The organism is Aminivibrio pyruvatiphilus (genome assembly GCF_004366815.1).
In the GTDB taxonomy this organism is placed as follows: Bacteria; Synergistota; Synergistia; order Synergistales; family Aminobacteriaceae; genus Aminivibrio; species Aminivibrio pyruvatiphilus.
The window spans coordinates 107238-124757 of record NZ_SORI01000009.1; the positions used below are offsets into that span (position 1 = coordinate 107238).

Annotated in this window: 11 protein-coding genes and 1 tRNA gene; all 12 read left to right on the forward strand. The window is 62.2% G+C overall.

Annotation, left to right across the window (positions count from 1 at the left end; genetic code table 11):
- Positions 1 to 21: 21 nt before the first annotated feature.
- Positions 22 to 1992 (forward strand): methionine--tRNA ligase, encoded by a 1971-nt coding sequence (metG, locus tag C8D99_RS08470; protein WP_133957700.1) that lies wholly within the window; start codon positions 22 to 24, stop codon positions 1990 to 1992.
- Positions 1993 to 2083: 91 nt separating this feature from the next.
- The gene (locus C8D99_RS08475; RefSeq protein ID WP_133957701.1) at positions 2084 to 2941 is read left to right on the forward strand and encodes a TatD family hydrolase; all 858 of its coding nucleotides are present in this window, start codon (positions 2084 to 2086) and stop codon (positions 2939 to 2941) included.
- Positions 2938 to 4089 (forward strand): tRNA guanosine(34) transglycosylase Tgt, encoded by a 1152-nt coding sequence (gene tgt, locus C8D99_RS08480; protein WP_133957702.1) that lies wholly within the window; start codon positions 2938 to 2940, stop codon positions 4087 to 4089. The genes C8D99_RS08475 and tgt overlap by 4 nt, the downstream gene beginning before the upstream one ends.
- Positions 4086 to 5108, forward strand: a complete 1023-nt coding sequence (locus C8D99_RS08485) for an L-threonylcarbamoyladenylate synthase (protein ID WP_133957703.1) — start codon at positions 4086 to 4088, stop codon at positions 5106 to 5108. Before tgt ends, C8D99_RS08485 begins: the two co-directional genes overlap by 4 nt.
- A gap of 48 nt (positions 5109 to 5156) precedes the next feature.
- Positions 5157 to 5243: transfer RNA gene (locus tag C8D99_RS08490), tRNA-Leu, on the forward strand.
- A 133-nt stretch (positions 5244 to 5376) separates the two neighbouring features.
- On the forward strand, positions 5377 to 8979 hold the full coding sequence (gene rpoB, locus C8D99_RS08495; protein ID WP_133957704.1) for a DNA-directed RNA polymerase subunit beta: 3603 nt from the start codon (positions 5377 to 5379) through the stop codon (positions 8977 to 8979).
- Positions 8979 to 13970, forward strand: a complete 4992-nt coding sequence (gene rpoC, locus C8D99_RS08500; RefSeq protein WP_133957705.1) for a DNA-directed RNA polymerase subunit beta' — start codon at positions 8979 to 8981, stop codon at positions 13968 to 13970. The genes rpoB and rpoC overlap by 1 nt, the downstream gene beginning before the upstream one ends.
- 108 nt (positions 13971 to 14078) lie before the next feature.
- Positions 14079 to 14324 (forward strand): ribosomal L7Ae/L30e/S12e/Gadd45 family protein, encoded by a 246-nt coding sequence (locus C8D99_RS08505; protein WP_133957706.1) that lies wholly within the window; start codon positions 14079 to 14081, stop codon positions 14322 to 14324.
- Between the two features lie 49 nt (positions 14325 to 14373).
- Positions 14374 to 14745, forward strand: a complete 372-nt coding sequence (gene rpsL / locus C8D99_RS08510) for a 30S ribosomal protein S12 (protein ID WP_133957707.1) — start codon at positions 14374 to 14376, stop codon at positions 14743 to 14745.
- A gap of 43 nt (positions 14746 to 14788) precedes the next feature.
- Positions 14789 to 15259 (forward strand): 30S ribosomal protein S7, encoded by a 471-nt coding sequence (rpsG, locus tag C8D99_RS08515; protein WP_133957708.1) that lies wholly within the window; start codon positions 14789 to 14791, stop codon positions 15257 to 15259.
- 59 nt (positions 15260 to 15318) lie between these two features.
- Positions 15319 to 17382: an elongation factor G gene (gene fusA, locus C8D99_RS08520; RefSeq protein ID WP_133957709.1), complete on the forward strand. Its 2064-nt coding sequence runs from the start codon at positions 15319 to 15321 to the stop codon at positions 17380 to 17382.
- Positions 17383 to 17425: 43 nt separating this feature from the next.
- Positions 17426 to 17520 (forward strand): GTP-binding protein (locus C8D99_RS08525; protein ID WP_133957710.1); only part of this gene is annotated, 95 nt, incomplete at its 3' end.

Sequence of the window (17520 nt, forward strand, 5' to 3'; positions counted from 1 at the left end):
GAAACGCAGGAGGGAACTGCCATGCCGGAGAACCTGAACCAGGAGAACAAAACCTTTTATCTCACCACCCCGATTTACTACGTGAACGACATTCCTCACATCGGCCACGCCTACACCACCATCGCCGCCGACGTGATGTGCCGGTACAAGCGCATGAAGGGCTATGACGTCATGTTCCTCACCGGGACGGACGAGCACGGGCAGAAGATCCAGCAGAGCGCCGCCGCCAAGGGGCTGACCCCCATCGAGCTCGCCGACCGTACCGTGCTGAACTTCAGGGAGCTCTGGCACGCTCTCGGCATCTCCAACGACGACTTCATCCGCACCACCGAGGAGCGACACCACAGGACCGTGCAGGCCATCTTCAAAAAGCTTCTCGACCAGGGGGACATCTACAAGGGAACCTACGAGGGCTGGTACTGCGTCCCCTGCGAGACCTACGTGCCTGAGAGCAGCATGGGCGAGGACAAGACATGCCCGGACTGCAGGCGTCCCCTCCAGATGATGGAGGAGGAGAGCTACTTTTTCCGGGCGTCGAAGTACGTGCCCCGGCTCCTCGAGTACTACGAGAAGAATCTCCGCGGGGTCATGCCCAGGAGCCGATACAACGAGATCGTGAGCTTCCTGAAAAGCGGCGTCCGGGACCAGTCCATCTCCAGGACCACGCTGAAATGGGGCATCCCTGTTCCAGGCGACGATGCCCACGTGGTGTACGTGTGGTTCGACGCCCTCATCAACTATGTGACCGCCTGCGGCTACCTGGACGACCCGGAGAAGTTCGCCAGATTCTGGCCCTCGGCCCACCACCTCGTGGGAAAGGACATCATCCGCTTCCACTGCGTCGTCTGGCCCATCATGCTCCTCGCCCTGGGCGTGAACCCTCCCGTGACGGTCTTCGCCCACGGCTGGTGGACCGTGGAGGGGGAGAAGATGTCCAAGTCCAGGGGCAACGTGGTGGATCCCTTCGAGATGGTGGAGCGGTACGGACGGGATCCCTTCCGCTATTTCCTCCTGCGGGAAGTGCCCTTCGGCCTTGACGGCGACTTCTCGGAAGCTGCCCTGGTGGGGAGGATCAACTCCGACCTCGCCAACGATCTGGGCAACCTTCTCAACCGGACCCTCCAGATGGTGGACAACTTCTGCGGCGGCGTCCTTCCGGTCTCGGGCGCCGCAGGGCAGCTTGAGCAGGAGATTGCGGAGCTTGCCGCCAAAACCGTGCGGGACGTGGACGAAAAGATCTCCGATTTCGCCTTCGACGAGGCCCTGAAGGCCATCTGGGCTCTCATCGGCAGGGGCAACAAGTACATCGACGAGACCATGCCCTGGAAGCTCGCCAAGGAGGGGAAGGAAGAGGACCTGCACCGGGTGCTCAACACCCTGTACGACGTCCTCAGGCTCGGCTCCCTCCTCGTGGCCCCCTTCGTTCCCGACACGGCGGCCCGCCTGTGGGAACAGCTCGGCCTGGAGGGAGACCCCGGAAAGTGTGCCATCGACGGCTTTGCCTGGGGCGAGAGGACCCCGGGGCTGAAGGTGAACAAGGGCAAGGTGCTCTTTCCACGGATCGACATGAACGAATGGAAGAAGGACAAGGAGGCCAGGGATGGGCGGAAGGCCGCTCCCGCCGCGGCCGCCCCCGCGCCGGAGATCCCCCTGGAGCACGAGGAAGCGGTGGAGATCGACGCCTTCCGGGCCGTGGAACTCCGGGTGGCCCAGATCGTCAGTGTGGAGGAGATTCCCAAGTCGAAGAAGCTCTACAAGCTTTCCATCGACCTCGGGTATGAGAAGCGGACCATCGTCTCCGGCATAAAGGAATTCTTCACCCCGGAAGAGCTTCTGGGCAAGCGCATCGTGATCGTGGCCAACCTGAAGCCGGCGAAGCTCTGCGGCGTGGAGAGCAACGGCATGCTCCTGGCAGCCGGAGACGGGAAGAAGACCACCCTCTCCCTCCTGACCCCCGACAGGGACATCCCCCTGGGCTGCAGGGTCAGCTGAACGCCCCAGCCCCGGACGGAATTCCCGGGAGCCTCCGGCGGAGCTGCCGGAGACTCCCGGTTTTTATTGAAGAGAAAAAGAGGAAACGATCATGGAAAACCACGACAGAAACACGGCCCGCCCCGTCCTGGCGGACACCCACTGCCACGTCATCGAGGGGCGGGACGGTTACGGAGACGCGAACGCCGTCTTCAAAAGAGCTTCGGACGCCGGGGTCGCCCGGATGCTCCTCGCGGGAAGCACCGTCCCCACGAGCGCCCTGGCGGTGGCCACGGCCGAAAAATACGCGCTCCTCGGGGTATTTGCCGCCGTGGGGGTCCATCCCCACGACGCCGCCTCCATACCCTCCTGCTCCGTGGAGGGGAAGGGCATTCCCCGGGAGCTTGCGGACCTGGCCGCGTCCCCCCGGGTGGTCGCCATAGGCGAAACGGGTCTTGACTATCATTACGACCATTCGCCCCGGGAGCAGCAGAAGGAAGCCTTCCGGGCCCACATCCGCTGGTCCCTCGAATCGGGGCTGCCCCTGGTGGTCCATGGCCGCGAGTCCTACGGGGACATAATCGCCATATTCAGGGAAGAGGGTGCCTCCAAAACCACCGGAGTCATCCACTGCTTTTCCGGCACGGAAGAGGATGCCGCCTTCTTCCTGGAGGCGGGCTACTGCCTCTCCTTCGCAGGCCCCCTGACCTTCGCCCGGAACGGAGGGCTCCGGGACCTGTTCCGCAGCCTGCCCCCGGACAGGATCCTTCTGGAGACAGACTCCCCCTGGCTGGCCCCCGTGCCGTACCGGGGAAAGACCAACGAGCCCGCCTTCGTGAAGCTGGTCTATGAAACGGCGGCGGACGTCCGCAACGTCTCCCTGGAGGACCTGGCCCGGACCGTATCCGCCAACGCGGCCCGGCTCTTCGGCTGGGGAGATCCCTGCACCGCGGTGGAGGCAGGACGATGAATTTCCCGGACACGGCCTTCAGCTTCACCCTCGACGCCGTCTGCCCCGTCACCGGGGCCCGGGCGGGAACTCTCCATACTCCCAGGGGAGACATTCAAACCCCGGTCTTCATGCCCGTGGGGACCCAGGCCACCGTGAAGGCCATGGCTCCCTTCGAACTCGAGGAGATGGGGGCGAGGATCATCCTGGCCAATACCTACCATCTCTATCTCAGGCCCGGCGCGGACATCGTCGCCGAAGGAGGAGGGCTCCACGGCTTCATGCAGTGGAAAAGGCCCATTCTCACCGACAGCGGCGGCTTCCAGGTCTTCTCCCTCTCCACCCTCAACCGGATTTCCGACGAAGGGGTCTGGTGCAGGTCTCACCACGACGGGACCCCACACGTCATGAACCCCGAGTGGTCCATGTCCGTACAGAAACAACTCGGCAGCGACATCGCCATGTGCTTCGACCAGTGCGCCCCCTGGCCCTGCTCCAGGGAGGAGGCGGAAGGGGCGGTGCGGCGCACCGCCCTCTGGGCCGCCAGGTCGAAGGAGGCCCACGCCCGGGAATGGCAGGGGGAGCGGCGGCAGGCCCTGTTCGGCATCGTCCAGGGGTCCGTCTGGGAGGACCTCAGGCTCCGCTCGGCGAAGGACATCATTCCCATGGATTTCCCCGGCTATGCCGTGGGCGGCCTCTCCGTGGGAGAACCCCACGGGGACATGTACCGCATCCTCGACAGCCTGAAGGGCGTGCTCCCCTCCGGCAAGCCCCGGTATCTCATGGGGGTCGGGCGTCCCGACAACCTGGTGGAGGGAGTGGCCCGGGGCATCGACATGTTCGACTGCGTCCTCCCCACGAGAAACGGGAGAAACGGTACCCTCTTCACCCCCTATGGTGCGGTGAACATCAAAAAAAAACAGTACGAACGGGATTTTACCCCCGTGGATCCGGAGTGCGACTGCTATGCCTGCCGGACCTTCACCAGGGCCTATATCCGCCACCTGTACCGCTCCGGGGAGATCCTCGCCTCCAGGCTGTGCAGCTGGCACAATCTCCGGTTTCTGATCCGTCTGGGCGAAGAAATGAGGAAGGCTATTCTCGAAGGCAGGTTCCCGGAATTCCGGCGGGCCTTTCTCGGCCGTTTCTCCGGAGGTGAGGCGGAGTGAGTTTTCCCCGCATTCTCGCCGTGGATCCCTGGAACCCGGACCCGAAGGCCATCGGAGAGGCTGCGGAGTTTCTCCGATGCGGCCGCCTCGTCGCCTTTCCCACGGAGACCGTCTACGGCCTCGGGGCGAACGGCCTCGACCCTGCTGCTGCGGCGAAAATCTATGCCGCCAAGGGGCGTCCCTCGGACAATCCCCTGATCCTGCATTTTTCCTCCCCCGGGGACGCAGAATCGGCCGTCCTGGTGAACGGGAGGGCCAGACGGCTCATGGAGCTGTTCTGGCCCGGTCCCCTGACACTGGTCCTTCCCTCCCGGGGAGTCGTGCCGCGGGAAGTGACGGCGGGCCTCGACACCGTTGCGGTCCGGATGCCCTCCCATCCCGTGGCCCTTGCCCTGATCGCGGCGGCGGGACTGCCGGTGGCCGCGCCGAGCGCCAACTCCAGCGGCCGGCCCAGCCCCACTGATGCCCTTGCCGTGGCCTCGGACCTGGAGGACAGGGTGGATCTCGTCCTCGACGGCGGCCCCACGTCAGTGGGACTCGAGTCCACGGTTCTCGACCTCACGGGGGAGCAGATGGTCCTTCTGCGGCCGGGAGGATGCCCGGTGGAGGAGATCGAGGGCAGGACGGGCGGACAGGTTCTCCGTTCAGGCGGCAATGTGCGCCGCTCCCCGGGAACGAGATATCGCCATTATGCCCCCTCGGTTCCGCTGATCCTGCACGACGGAGCAGGCGCGAGGGAGAAAGCCCTCGCCTTCGGGGGACGGATTGCCTGGCTCGGCATGGACGGACCGGAGATCCTCTTCGCTCCCGGCGAGACGGACGGGGAGCTATCCCTCCGGTTTTCCACGCCGGAAAATTTTGCCCGGGGACTCTTCCACGCCCTTCGGGTTCTCGAGTCGTCAGGAGCTTCGGTCATTGTCGCCCAGCGGCCCGGGAACGAGGCGGGCATCGCCCTCGCCCTCAGGGATCGCCTGGAAAGAGCGTCTTCCGGAGAGAAGAACAGCGGCTTGGAAAATTAAGGCTTGCCAAAGGCTCCGGGCCTTGCTAAAATTACCCTCGTGATTCAAGCCGGGGTGGCGGAATTGGTAGACGCGCTAGATTCAGGTTCTAGTGGGCGATAGCCTGTCGGGGTTCGAGTCCCCGCCTCGGCACCATACTGAAGAAAAAGCAGCAACCTTTTTTCTAAAGGTCGTATTATGTCCGTTGACATAATGCGACCTTTTTGTTATCTTTTCTATTTGTCAGTACTCATTTCCCACCAATCTTTTCAGGGAGGTCATACGGTTCATGGCCGAATTTGTCCCCGTCAGCAGCGAGCGCCAGAGATTGACCTTCGGACGTGCCCGGGATCTTGTCGAGATTCCCGACATGATCGAGGTGCAGCGCGACTCATACAACTGGTTCTGCCAGGAAGACGCCGCTCCGGAGGCGCGGGTTCCTCAGGGGCTGCAGGAACTGCTCCACGAAGTGTTTCCTATCGAAAGCTATGACGGCTCCTTCGCCCTCGAGTTCGTCAGGTATCTTCTCGACGAACCCTCCACCGAGGAAGAGGAATCCCGCCAGAGGGATCTCACCTGGTCGCGGCCCATCAGGGCCACAATTCGTCTGGTGAACCGGAAGACGAAAGAAATGAAGGAAGAGGAGATTTTCCTCGGCGACTTCCCCCTGATGACGGGAAGAGGCACCTTCATCATCAACGGAACGGAGCGCGTGGTGGTAAACCAGCTCGCCCGCTCCGCAGGCGTCTATTTCACCAAGGATGAACAGATTCCCGGCCAGGAAGCCTATTCCGCGAAAATCATCCCCGACAGGGGAGCATGGCTCGAATTCAGCCTGACCCCCGGGGATCTTATCTCCGTCAATATCGACAACAGGAAGAAGATTCCCGCGACCCTCCTGCTGAAAATCTTCGGCGCGTCCACAAACGAAGGCGTCCTCGACCTCTTCGATGCGAAGACGGTGCAGAAGGATGTCACCGAGGAGGACGTGAAGGGCATGCTGTCCGCCGAGTCCGTCCTCGACCAGGACGGCTCCACGGTGCTGCCCAGGAACAGGACCATCACCAAGGAACACCTGGAGAAGCTCTGGAGCATGGGCAGGACGAAGGTCCTGGTGTGGGACGCCGACACCGCCGTGGCCGCCACCCTTGAAAAGGACGGGGCCTTCAACACGGACGAGGCCATGGTTGAGCTGTTCCGCAAGCTCCGCCCCAACGAGCCCGCCCGGATCGAGAACGCCCGGGAATATGTCCACAGCCTCTTCTTCGACCCCCGCAGGTACAACCTCGGCCGCGTGGGCCGGTACAAGATGAACCGCAAGCTCGGCCTGGAGATCCCCGAGGAGGTGCGCCTTCTCACAAAGGAAGACCTGGTGAGCATCATCAGGGGGATCATCGACCTCAAGAACCCCGAGAAGACGGACGACGACATCGACCATCTCGGCAACCGGCGGGTCCGTTCCGTGGGCGAACTGCTCCAGAACCAGATCCGCATCGGCCTGCTCCGCATGGAGCGTATCGCCAAGGAGAGGATGACCACCATCCCCGACCTGGGCAACGCCATGGCCAGGGACCTGATCAACGTACGCCCCATCGCCGCCTCCCTTCGGGAATTCTTCGGATCGGGTCAGCTTTCCCAGTTCATGGACCAGACGAACCCCCTCGCCGAGGTCACCCACAGGCGGAGGCTTTCCGCCCTGGGCCCCGGGGGCCTTTCAAGGGAACGGGCCGGGTTCGAGGCCCGGGACGTCCACTATACCCATTACGGCCGGGTCTGCCCCATCGAGACGCCTGAAGGCCCCAACATCGGCCTCGTGACCTCCCTCGCCACCTATGCCCGGCTCAACGAGTACGGGTTCCTCATCACCCCGAGGCGGAAAGTGGAAAACGGCCGGGTGACCGGCGAAATCGTCTTCCTGTCCGCCGACGAGGAGGACAATGTCTTCGTGGGCATGGCCAACACCCCCGTGGATGCCGACGGCAGGATCACCGAGGAGCAGTGCTTCACCAGGTACCAGGGCAACATCGTCACGGTGCCCCGGGAGGAAGTGTCCTACCTCGACGTGTCGCCCAAGCAGATCGTCTCCGCCTCCACGGCGCTCATTCCCTTCCTGGAGCACGACGACGCCAACCGGGCCCTCATGGGCTCGAACATGCAGCGCCAGGCGGTGCCCCTCATCGCTCCCGAGGCCCCCGTGGTGGGCACGGGAGTGGAGCACCGCATCGCCAAGGATTCCGGATCCTGCGTGGTGGCAGTGAAGGACGGCGTGGTGGAGTACGTGGATTCCACCCGGATCGAGATCCGCAAGGGCGCTGAATCCCACATCTATCCCCTCGTCAAGTTCCGCCGGTCGAACCAGGGCACGGTGATCCACCAGAAGCCCATCGTCCGCAAGGGAGAAAGCATCGCCAAGGGCCAGATCATCGCCGACGGACAGGCCTCCGAGGGAGGAGAGCTCGCCCTCGGAAGGAATGTGATCGTCGCCTTCATGCCCTGGGAGGGCTTCAACTTCGAGGACGCCATCCTGCTCAGCGAACGGCTTGTCAAGGAGGACTTCTACTCCTCCATCCACATAGAGGAATACGAGATCGAAGCCCGGGACACGAAGCTCGGCCCCGAGGAGATCACCAGAGACATCCCCAACGTGGGCGAGGACATGCTGAAGAACCTCGACGAGGACGGCATCGTCCGCGTGGGTGCGGAGGTCAACGCCGGCGATATCCTCGTCGGAAAGGTCACCCCCAAGGGAGAGTCCGACCAGACGCCGGAAGAGAAGCTCCTTCGGGCCATCTTCGGAGAGAAGGCCCGGGAAGTCCGGGATACGTCTCTCAAGGTGCCCCACGGAGCACGGGGAAAAATCGTGGCGGTCAAGCAGATGACCAGGGCCGACAGCCCCGACGCCCTCAGCCCGGGCGTCAACAAGGTGGTCAAGATCTACGTCGCCCAGCTCCGCAAAATCACCGTGGGAGACAAGATGGCCGGACGGCACGGAAACAAGGGCGTCGTCTCCAGGATCCTCCCCGCGGAGGACATGCCCTACCTCCCCGACGGCACACCCGTGGACGTGGTCCTCAATCCCCTCGGCGTTCCCAGCCGCATGAACCTGGGGCAGGTGCTCGAGACCATCATGGGCTTCGTGGCCTTCCAGAACGGCTGGAAGGTGGCCACTCCGGTCTTCGAGGGGGCGAAGGAGCACGAAATTTTCGAGCTGCTGGAGCAGCTCAGCAAGGATAAATATCCCGAACTCACCTCCGACGGCATGATTACCCTGTACGACGGCCGGACGGGAGACGCCTTCGAAAAGAAGGTCACCGTGGGCTGCATGTACATGCTCAAGCTTATCCACCTCGTGGACGACAAGATCCATGCCCGGTCCATCGGCCCGTACAGCCTCATCACCCAGCAGCCCCTGGGCGGAAAGGCCCAGTTCGGCGGCCAGAGGTTCGGAGAAATGGAAGTCTGGGCCCTGGAAGGGTACGGCGCTGCGAACATCCTCCAGGAAATGCTCACCGTGAAGTCCGACGACATCCGGGGAAGGCTCAAGACCTACGAGAGGATCGTCAAGGGGCAGAACCTCACCAAGCCCGGCGTACCGGAGAGCTTCCGGGTTCTCGTAAAGGAACTCCAGGGACTCGGACTCGACGTGGAAGTGAAGTACAGCGACGGCCAGATAGGTGAACTGCTCATGGACGACGACGAGGACGAGGTACCCGTCGGACGGTATTCCGGCCCCAGGGAGCGCCCTGTCTTCGAGGAGAAGGAACCCGAGGAAAAGGAAAAGAGCGACTCCGTTTTCGGAGAGGAAGAAATGGAAGAGATCGTTCCCGAGGAAATGCTCTTCGGCGAAGAGCTTCCTGAAGGTATGTCCATAGAAGAAGGGGATGAAAACTGATGGCCCGAAGGGAAATACTCGGGGTGCGGGTCAAGCTCGCAAGCCCGGAAAGAATACGGGAACTCTCCAGCGGAGAGGTGAAGAAGCCCGAGACCATCAATTACCGGACCCTCCGGCCTGAAAAGGACGGACTCTTCTGCGAGCGCATCTTCGGCCCCACCAAGAGCTACGAGTGCGCCTGCGGAAAATACAAGCGCAGCGGCCCCAAGTTCAAGGGGATCATCTGCGACCGCTGCGGCGTGGAAGTCACGGACAACAGGGTCCGCCGGGAGCGCATGGGCCATATTGAGCTCGCCGCGCCGGTGGTGCACATCTGGTACCTCCGGGGCATCCCAAGCAGGCTCAGCCTGCTGCTGGGCTGCACCACCAAGGACCTTGAGAAGGTGGTCTACTTCGCCCCCACCCGCCAGCGGGAAGCCGCCTACAAGGTGGTCATGGAAGGGCGGCGGATCGACCTTGCCCGGAAAAACGACGTGCTCTCCGAGAGCGAGGTCCGGATCCACAGCCACTACGATCCCAAGTTCAAGGCCGAGGAGGCCTTCCGGATCGTCACCGTGGACGACGTACCCGTGAACGAGAACGACCTTCTCTCCGCGGGGCAGGTCTCCCGGTTCAAGACGGAGTACGGCGACGAGAGCTTCAAGGTGGAGACCGCCTTCTCCCTCGTCACCATACCCGACGATCCCTCCTGCGCAGAGGGCGCGGTCATATCGGCCACCGACCTCGAGCGCCTCCGGAAGCGACACGGCGACACCTTTGAAGTGGAGCGGGCCATGGCCGGAAACCAGGAGGCCTTCGTGGTCACCGCCGCAGTCCACCTTCCCTTTGAAAAGGGCGACGTCCTCTCCGAGAGCGAGTTCCGGCTCTACAGCCAGAAATTCCCCGGGAGGTTCACCGCCCAGCAGGAAGTCATCACCGTGGAGGACCCGTGCTACGTGGTCATCGAGGAGGGCATCTCCCCCTTCGCACCGGCGGACATCATCCTCGAAAGAGAGTATGACCTCTGCGCCGCCTACGACAAGAAATTCCGGGCGGGCATCGGAGCCGAGGGAGTCCAGGCCCTGCTGGAGCAGATCGATCTCGACCAGCTCGGCGCGGCCCTCAGGGAAGAAGTCTCCGAGAGCACCGGGCAGAAGAAGCGCAAGCTCATCAAGAGGCTCCAGGTGGCGGAGGACTTCCGGAAGAGCAAATCCACGGCCAAGTCCATGATCCTCGAAGTGCTGCCGGTCATCCCGCCCGACCTGCGCCCCATGGTGCAGCTCGACGGCGGCCGGTTCGCCACGTCGGACCTCAACGACCTGTACCGGAGGGTCATCAACCGGAACAACCGGCTGAAGAAGCTCCAGGAGCTCAAGGCTCCGGAGATCATCATCCGGAACGAAAAGCGCATGCTCCAGGAAGCCGTTGACGCCCTCATCGACAACGGCCGCATGGGCAAGGCCGTGCTGGGCGCCGGAAACCGTCCCCTCAAGAGCCTTACCGACCTGCTCAGGGGAAAGAAGGGCCGGTTCCGCCAGAACCTCCTCGGCAAGAGGGTGGACTATTCCGGCCGTTCCGTCATCGTCATCGGCCCCCAGCTCAAGATCTACCAGTGCGGCCTGCCGAAGCAGATGGCACTGGAGCTCTTCAAGCCCTTCGTCATCCGCCAGCTCGTGGAGCGGGGCCTCGCCCCCAACGTGAAGAGCGCCAAGCGGATCATCGAGCGGGGCCGGGAAGAGATCTGGGGCATCCTCGAGGAGATCATCAAGGACCATCCCGTTATGCTGAACCGGGCTCCCACGCTCCACAGACTCGGCATCCAGGCCTTTGAGCCCGTGCTCATGGAGGGCAAGGCCATCCGGCTGCACCCCATGGTGTGCACCGCCTTCAACGCCGACTTCGACGGAGACCAGATGGCCGTCCACGTGCCCCTGTCCATCGAGGCCCAGGCGGAAGCCCGGCTGCTCATGCTCTCGGCGAACAACCTGCTCTCCCCGGCGAGCGGCCGTCCCGTCATGACGCCCACCCAGGACATCGTGCTCGGCATCTACTACCTCACCGACATGAAGGACGGAGTGGAAGGCGAAGAACTGCCCCACTTCTCCAGCCTGGACGACGCCCTCGTGGCGTTCAACCACGGCGTGGTCAGGGTGGACAGCAGAATAAAACTGATGAACGACCCCGATTGGGGCGGCGGGGAAAAATGGATCGAGACGTCCCCCGGACGGGTCATTTTCAACAGTATCCTCCCCCGGGGGCTGCGGTTCGTCAACCGCCAGCTCGGGAAGAAGGACCTCGGCATCATCCTCGACCGGGCCTACGACATGGTGGACCGGGTGGCCATGGTGAAGATGCTCGACGACATCAAGATGCTGGGCTACCGGTGGGCCACCCGGAGCGGCATCAGCTTCGGCGTTCAGTCCATCATCATCCCGCCGGAGAAGATGGAGCTGACGAGGCAGGCCATGGAGGAGGACGAGGAGCTCAAGTCCGAGTACAACATGGGCATTCTGACCCAGGATGAATACCTCTTCCAGAAGGAAAGTCTCTGGTCCGAGAAATCAAGAGCCATTGCCGACAGCATCGTGGACCACATGGAACGGGTCAACCCCATCCGCATGATGAGCGACAGCGGAGCCAGGGGAAGCCGGAGCCAGATGGGCCAGATGGCCGGTATCCGCGGCCTTATGTCCGACCCGTCGGGACGGATCATCGATTATCCCATCACGGCGAACTTCCGCGAGGGGATGAACATGCTCGAGTACTTCATCTCCACCCACGGCGCCCGGAAGGGCCTTGCCGACACCGCCCTCCGGACCGCCAAGTCGGGGTACCTCACCAGGCGTCTCGTGGACGTGGCCCAGGATCTCATCATCACGGACCACGACTGCGGCACGGACCACGGCATCTGCATCGAGCCCCTGAAGCAGGACGGGAAGGTCATGATCCCCCTTTCGGAGAGGATCTACGGCCGGACGGCCCTGGAAGACATCGCTGACCCCGCGACCGGGGCCGTGATAGTGGCCAAAGGCGAGTGCATCTCCGTCGAGACGGCGGAAAAGATAGAAAAGACGGGAATCGACTCCGTATGGGTCCGGAGCCCCCTGACCTGCGGCCTCCGGCACGGCGTGTGCCAGGTGTGCTACGGCATGGACCTGGCCACCAGGAAGGAAGTCCCCATTGGCGAGGCAGTGGGCGTCGTGGCCGCCCAGTCCATCGGCGAGCCGGGAACCCAGCTCACCATGCGGACCTTCCACACGGGCGGCGTCCGCCTCACCGGCGAGGACATCACCCAGGGTCTTCCCCGGATCGAGCAGCTCTTTGAAGTCCGCCGTCCCAAGAAAGTGGCCTATCTGGCCGGCGTGGACGGCAGGGTGTCCGAAGTACGGGTCATGGAAGGCAAGCGGAAGGTCATCATCGCCTCCGAAAACGCGGAGGGCGAGGAAAAGACCACCTACAACATCCCCATCAGCCAGAACCTTCTCATCAAGGAGGGGGATGAAGTCAGGAAGAGCGACAAGATCACCGAGGGCAACGTGGACCCCCAGCAGCTCCTTGAAGTCGAGGGGATCGAGGCCGTACAGCGGGCTCTCGTGGACGAGATCCAGGAAGTGTACCGCTCCCAGGGCGTGTCCATCAACAACAAGCACATCGAGGTCATCCTGCGGAAAGTGGCTCCGGTGAACCGGGTCAAGATCACCGAGGAGGGAGATACCTCCTTCGTGGCGGGCGACCTCGTGTGGACCGACGACATCGACGCCGAGATGACCCAGATCGAAAAGGAAAACGAGGCCAACATCGCCGAGGCGGTGCGGATCTTCTCCGGCCGGGTCCTCCGGGACGTGGTTTCCCAGAAGCTCAACGAGGCCGTGTCCAGGTACATCGGTGTCCCCCTGGACGAGGAAGCCATCCGGACGATCCTCAGGCCCGGCATGATGATCTCCTCCGTGGTGGTGGACGACGAGGAAGGCGTTCCCGTCACCCTCATCGTGGGCGAGGCCGCTTTCAGGAAGCAGATGGAGGGCATGGACCTCATCACTCCCTTCACCTCCTCCGACGGCAAGGAAATTGCCGCAGGAACGCACCTGACCCTCGGGCAGCTCGGCATCATCACCGCCGACGACCCCACGCCCCTGCTCGTCAGGGACGGCGAAATCCTCGAGAAGCTCGCCGACGGGGTCTATCTCGCCGAAAACATCATCGTTGACGATGAACTCATCGCGAAAGCGGACCGGGTCTTCACGGCGAAGGACGCCGCCCGGTGCAGGGAGCTCAACGTCCCGGCCATCACGCTGTGGCATACGGTGGAACGGGTGAACGTACCCGACAAGCTCGAGGAGAGCCTCAAGGACAAGTGGGGCAAGCCCCTGACCCAGGCCATCGACCGGGACGGCGACGCCATTGCTGACATCCCGCAGCTGGTGGATGCCTCTATTATTAAAGGAATACTCGACGGATCGGTCTCAGCCATCGAGATAGACGGTATCATCTTCTCCAGGGACCGTTTCCTCCGGGATCTCCTGTCGTCGAAGATCTACGGCAAGGTTCTCCTCGAGCCCGTGACGGACAGGAAGGGACATATCCTCGCGGAAGCCGGCGCCGAAGTCAACCAGTCCGTGATCGATGCCCTCGCCGGGTGCCCCGACCTGCAGGAAGTGGTGGTCCGTCCCATGGGCGGCCCCCGGAAGGACGAAAAGAAGATCATCCAGCGGGTGACCTTTGTCCGGAAGCTCCGGGAGGGGCCGAAGGTGAAGCCCTTTGTTCACGGCATCACCAAGGCGGCCCTCGCCACGGACAGCTTCCTGAGCGCGGCGTCCTTCCAGCAGACCGCCCAGGTTCTCGCCGGGGCGGCGGTCAAGGGGGAAATCGACCCCCTCGAGGGCCTGAAGGAGAACGTGATCATCGGCCACCTCATCCCCGCCGGAACGGGAGTCGAGAAATTCCGGGCAGTCAGGCTCGCCCACGCCAGGGCGGTGGCTGAAAAAGCCGCCGGAGCGGCGAAGCAGGAGTAAAGAACGGAAGAACAATCAGAACGGAGAGAGGGCGGGAAAAGTCCAGCTTGACACCAATCCCGCCCTTTTGTTATTATTCCTTGGTGCTTTTGCACAGGAGGGATTCTTTTGCCTTTAAACGAGCTGGCAGTTCCCGAAAGAGTCACGGGAGAGCGTCAGGTGAGGCGGAAGCTTGAAGCAGGCAGGTTGGCGAAACTTTTCATCGCCGAGGACGCCGACCCGGCCATGGTCGGCCCACTCGAGAAGGAAGCGCGGAGACAGGATATTCCCGTGGAAAGAGTCAGCGATATGGTCCGGCTGGGCAGGGCATGTGCCATAAGCCGCGGAGCCTCGGTCGCGGGAATTGAAAGATAAACGGGTCTGAACGCCCGATAGAAAAGAACATATGGAAGGAGGAAGTTGTGTGCCGACTATTAACCAGCTTATCCGGCATGGCCGCGAGGAAAAGAGACGGAAGACCGACGCTCCTGCGCTGCAGGGAAATCCTGCGCGGAGGGGTGTCTGCACCCGTGTGTACACCGTGACCCCCAAGAAGCCCAACTCGGCTTTGAGAAAGGTCGCCCGTGTTCGCCTCACCAACGGGATCGAGGTAACATCCTACATCCCCGGAATCGGCCATAACCTGCAGGAGCACTCCGTTGTGCTCGTCAGGGGCGGGCGAGTGAAGGACCTTCCCGGTGTCCGCTATCATATTATCCGGGGAACCCTTGACTGTGGGGGCGTGGAGAATCGCAAGAGATCCCGTTCCAAGTACGGCGCCAGGAGACCCAAGTAGGGTTTGCGGCGCTTGAGATTGGTTTTTGAGGAGGGGTTGACCTATGCCGCGTAAGGGGCATGTCAAGAAGCGTCAGACTCTGCCGGACACAAGGTACGGCAGTGCCGCACTGGCAAAGTTCATCAACAGCCTGATGCGGAAAGGCAAGAAGAGCGTTGCTGAGAAAATCATGTACCGGGCGCTGGACATCGCCGGGGAAAAGCTGAACACGGAGCCTTTCGAGGTCTTCAAGAAGGCCATGGACAATGTCCGGCCTCTCGTGGAAGTCCGTCCCCGCAGGGTCGGCGGCGCGACCTACCAGGTTCCGGTGGAAGTTCCCGCCGAGCGCGCCCAGGTCCTCTGCATCCGCTGGATGCTCAACTATTCCAGGGCCAAGAAGGGCATGCCCATGGCCGAGCGGCTTGCGAGAGAGTTTATGGACGCCTACAAGGGTGAGGGCAGCTCCATAAAGAAGAAGGAAGACACCCACAAGATGGCGGAGGCAAACCGCGCGTTCGCCCACTACCGCTGGTAGCGGCGGAAGCAAGGAATTTTTATGCTGCAAACTGATGGAAACGAGGCTTGGTGGTAGCTATGCAGACACTTGATATGAAAAGGATACGAAATATCGGAATCGCCGCCCACATCGACGCGGGCAAGACGACGACCACCGAGCGGATTCTTTTCTACACCGGAAAGAACTACAAAATGGGCGAAACCCATGAAGGCGCAGCCACCATGGACTGGATGGAGCAGGAGAGGGAGCGGGGGATCACCATAACCTCCGCGGCTACTACGTGCGTATGGGGAGATAATTTTATCAATATAATTGATACACCCGGCCACGTGGATTTTACCGTGGAAGTCGAGCGATCCATGAGGGTGCTCGATGGAGCGGTTGCCGTATTCTGCGCCGTGGGGGGCGTTGAACCCCAGTCGGAGACCGTCTGGCGCCAGGCGGACAAGTATCATGTTCCCAGAGTCGCCTTCGTGAACAAGATGGACCGCATCGGAGCCGATTTTGACAACGTCGTCCGGGGAATCAAGGAAAAGCTTGGAGCCAGGCCTGTTCCCATTCAGCTCCCCATCGGCATTGAAGACAGCTTTACCGGCATGGTGGACCTTGTGGAGTTCCGGGGCATACAGTATGCCGACGACCTCGGCACCGATCCTCACGTGGTGCCCGTTCCTTCATCCATGGAGGACGAGGCGAAAGCGGCCAGGGACGCCATGGTGGAAATTCTCGCCGATTACGACGAGGAGATCATGTCCCTCTATCTCGACGGGCAGGAAGTCTCCGCCGAACTGGTCAAAAGGGCGCTCCGGGCCGGCACCGTCGGACTGAAGATCGTCCCTGTCATCTGCGGCTCCGCTTTCAAGAACAAGGGCGTCCAGATGCTTCTGAATGCGGTGGTGGACTACCTCCCGAGCCCTGTGGACCTTCCTCCGGTGGTCGGAACAAACCCCGACACCATGGAAGATGTCACCCGGGCCAGCAGTCTCGCCGAACCCTTTACCGCCCTCGCCTTCAAGATCATGGTCGACCCCTTCGTCGGCCGGCTCGTTTTCACCCGGGTCTATTCAGGCAAGCTGACCAAGGGCTCCACCGTGTTCAACGCAACGAACAACGGCAGGGAGCGGGTCGGCCGCATCCTTCGGATGCACGCCAACAAAAGGGAGGAGCTCGAAGAAGCAGAGGCCGGCATGATCGTCGCCCTTCCCGGGCTCAAGGCTACAAGGACCGGCGATACCCTCTGCGATGAGTCGAATCCCGTGGTGCTCGAGAACCTGGTGTTCCCCGAGCCCGTCATCTCCCTTTCCGTGGAGCCCGCCACGAAGAACGACAAGCTGAAGCTCACCAAGGGACTTGTATCCCTTGCGGAAGAAGACCCCACCTTCAAGGTGAAGACTGACGAGGAGACATCCCAGACCATCATCTCGGGCATGGGAGAGCTTCACCTCGAGATCATCGTCGACCGCCTCAAGAGGGAGTTCGGCGTGGATGTCAGGGTCGGCCGTCCCCAGGTCGCGTACCGCGAGGCGGTGAAGAACTCCTCCAGGGCCGAGGGAAAGTATGTCCGGCAGTCCGGAGGCCGGGGCCAGTACGGCCACGTGGTCTTCGAAATGGAACCCCTTCCCGAGGGAGTGGGCTACGAATTCGAGGACAGGATCGTGGGCGGCGCCGTGCCGAAGGAATACATCGCCGCCGTTCAGAAGGGCCTCGAAGAAGCCCTCAACAACGGCATTCTGGGCGGCTATCCCGTCATCGGCGTGAAGGTTGCCCTTGTTGACGGAAGTTACCACGAAGTGGACAGCTCCGAAATGGCCTTCAAGATAGCGGCTTCCATGGGATTCAAGGAAGCCATGAGAAGAGCGGGCCCTGTTCTGATGGAGCCTATCATGGCAGTTGAAGTGGTGACTCCCGAGGACTATATCGGCGACGTCATCGGCGACCTCTCCTCCAGGAGGGGACGGATCGAAGGCATGGACACCAGGATGAACACGAAGGTCGTCCGGAGCTTCGTCCCTCTCGCCGAAATGTTCGGGTACGCGACGGATCTTCGGAGCAAGACCTCCGGCCGGGCAACCTACTCGATGCAGTTCCATCACTACGAGCCCGTGTCAGGAGATGTTGCGGAGAAGGTTCTGCAAGGCTGACGCAAAAAATTACACCAGTTAAATTTCTGAGGAGGGAATCACAATGGCGAAGGAGAAATTTGAGAGGTCCAAGCCGCATTTGAACATCGGAACCATCGGTCACATCGACCACGGAAAGACGACGCTGACGGCGGCGAT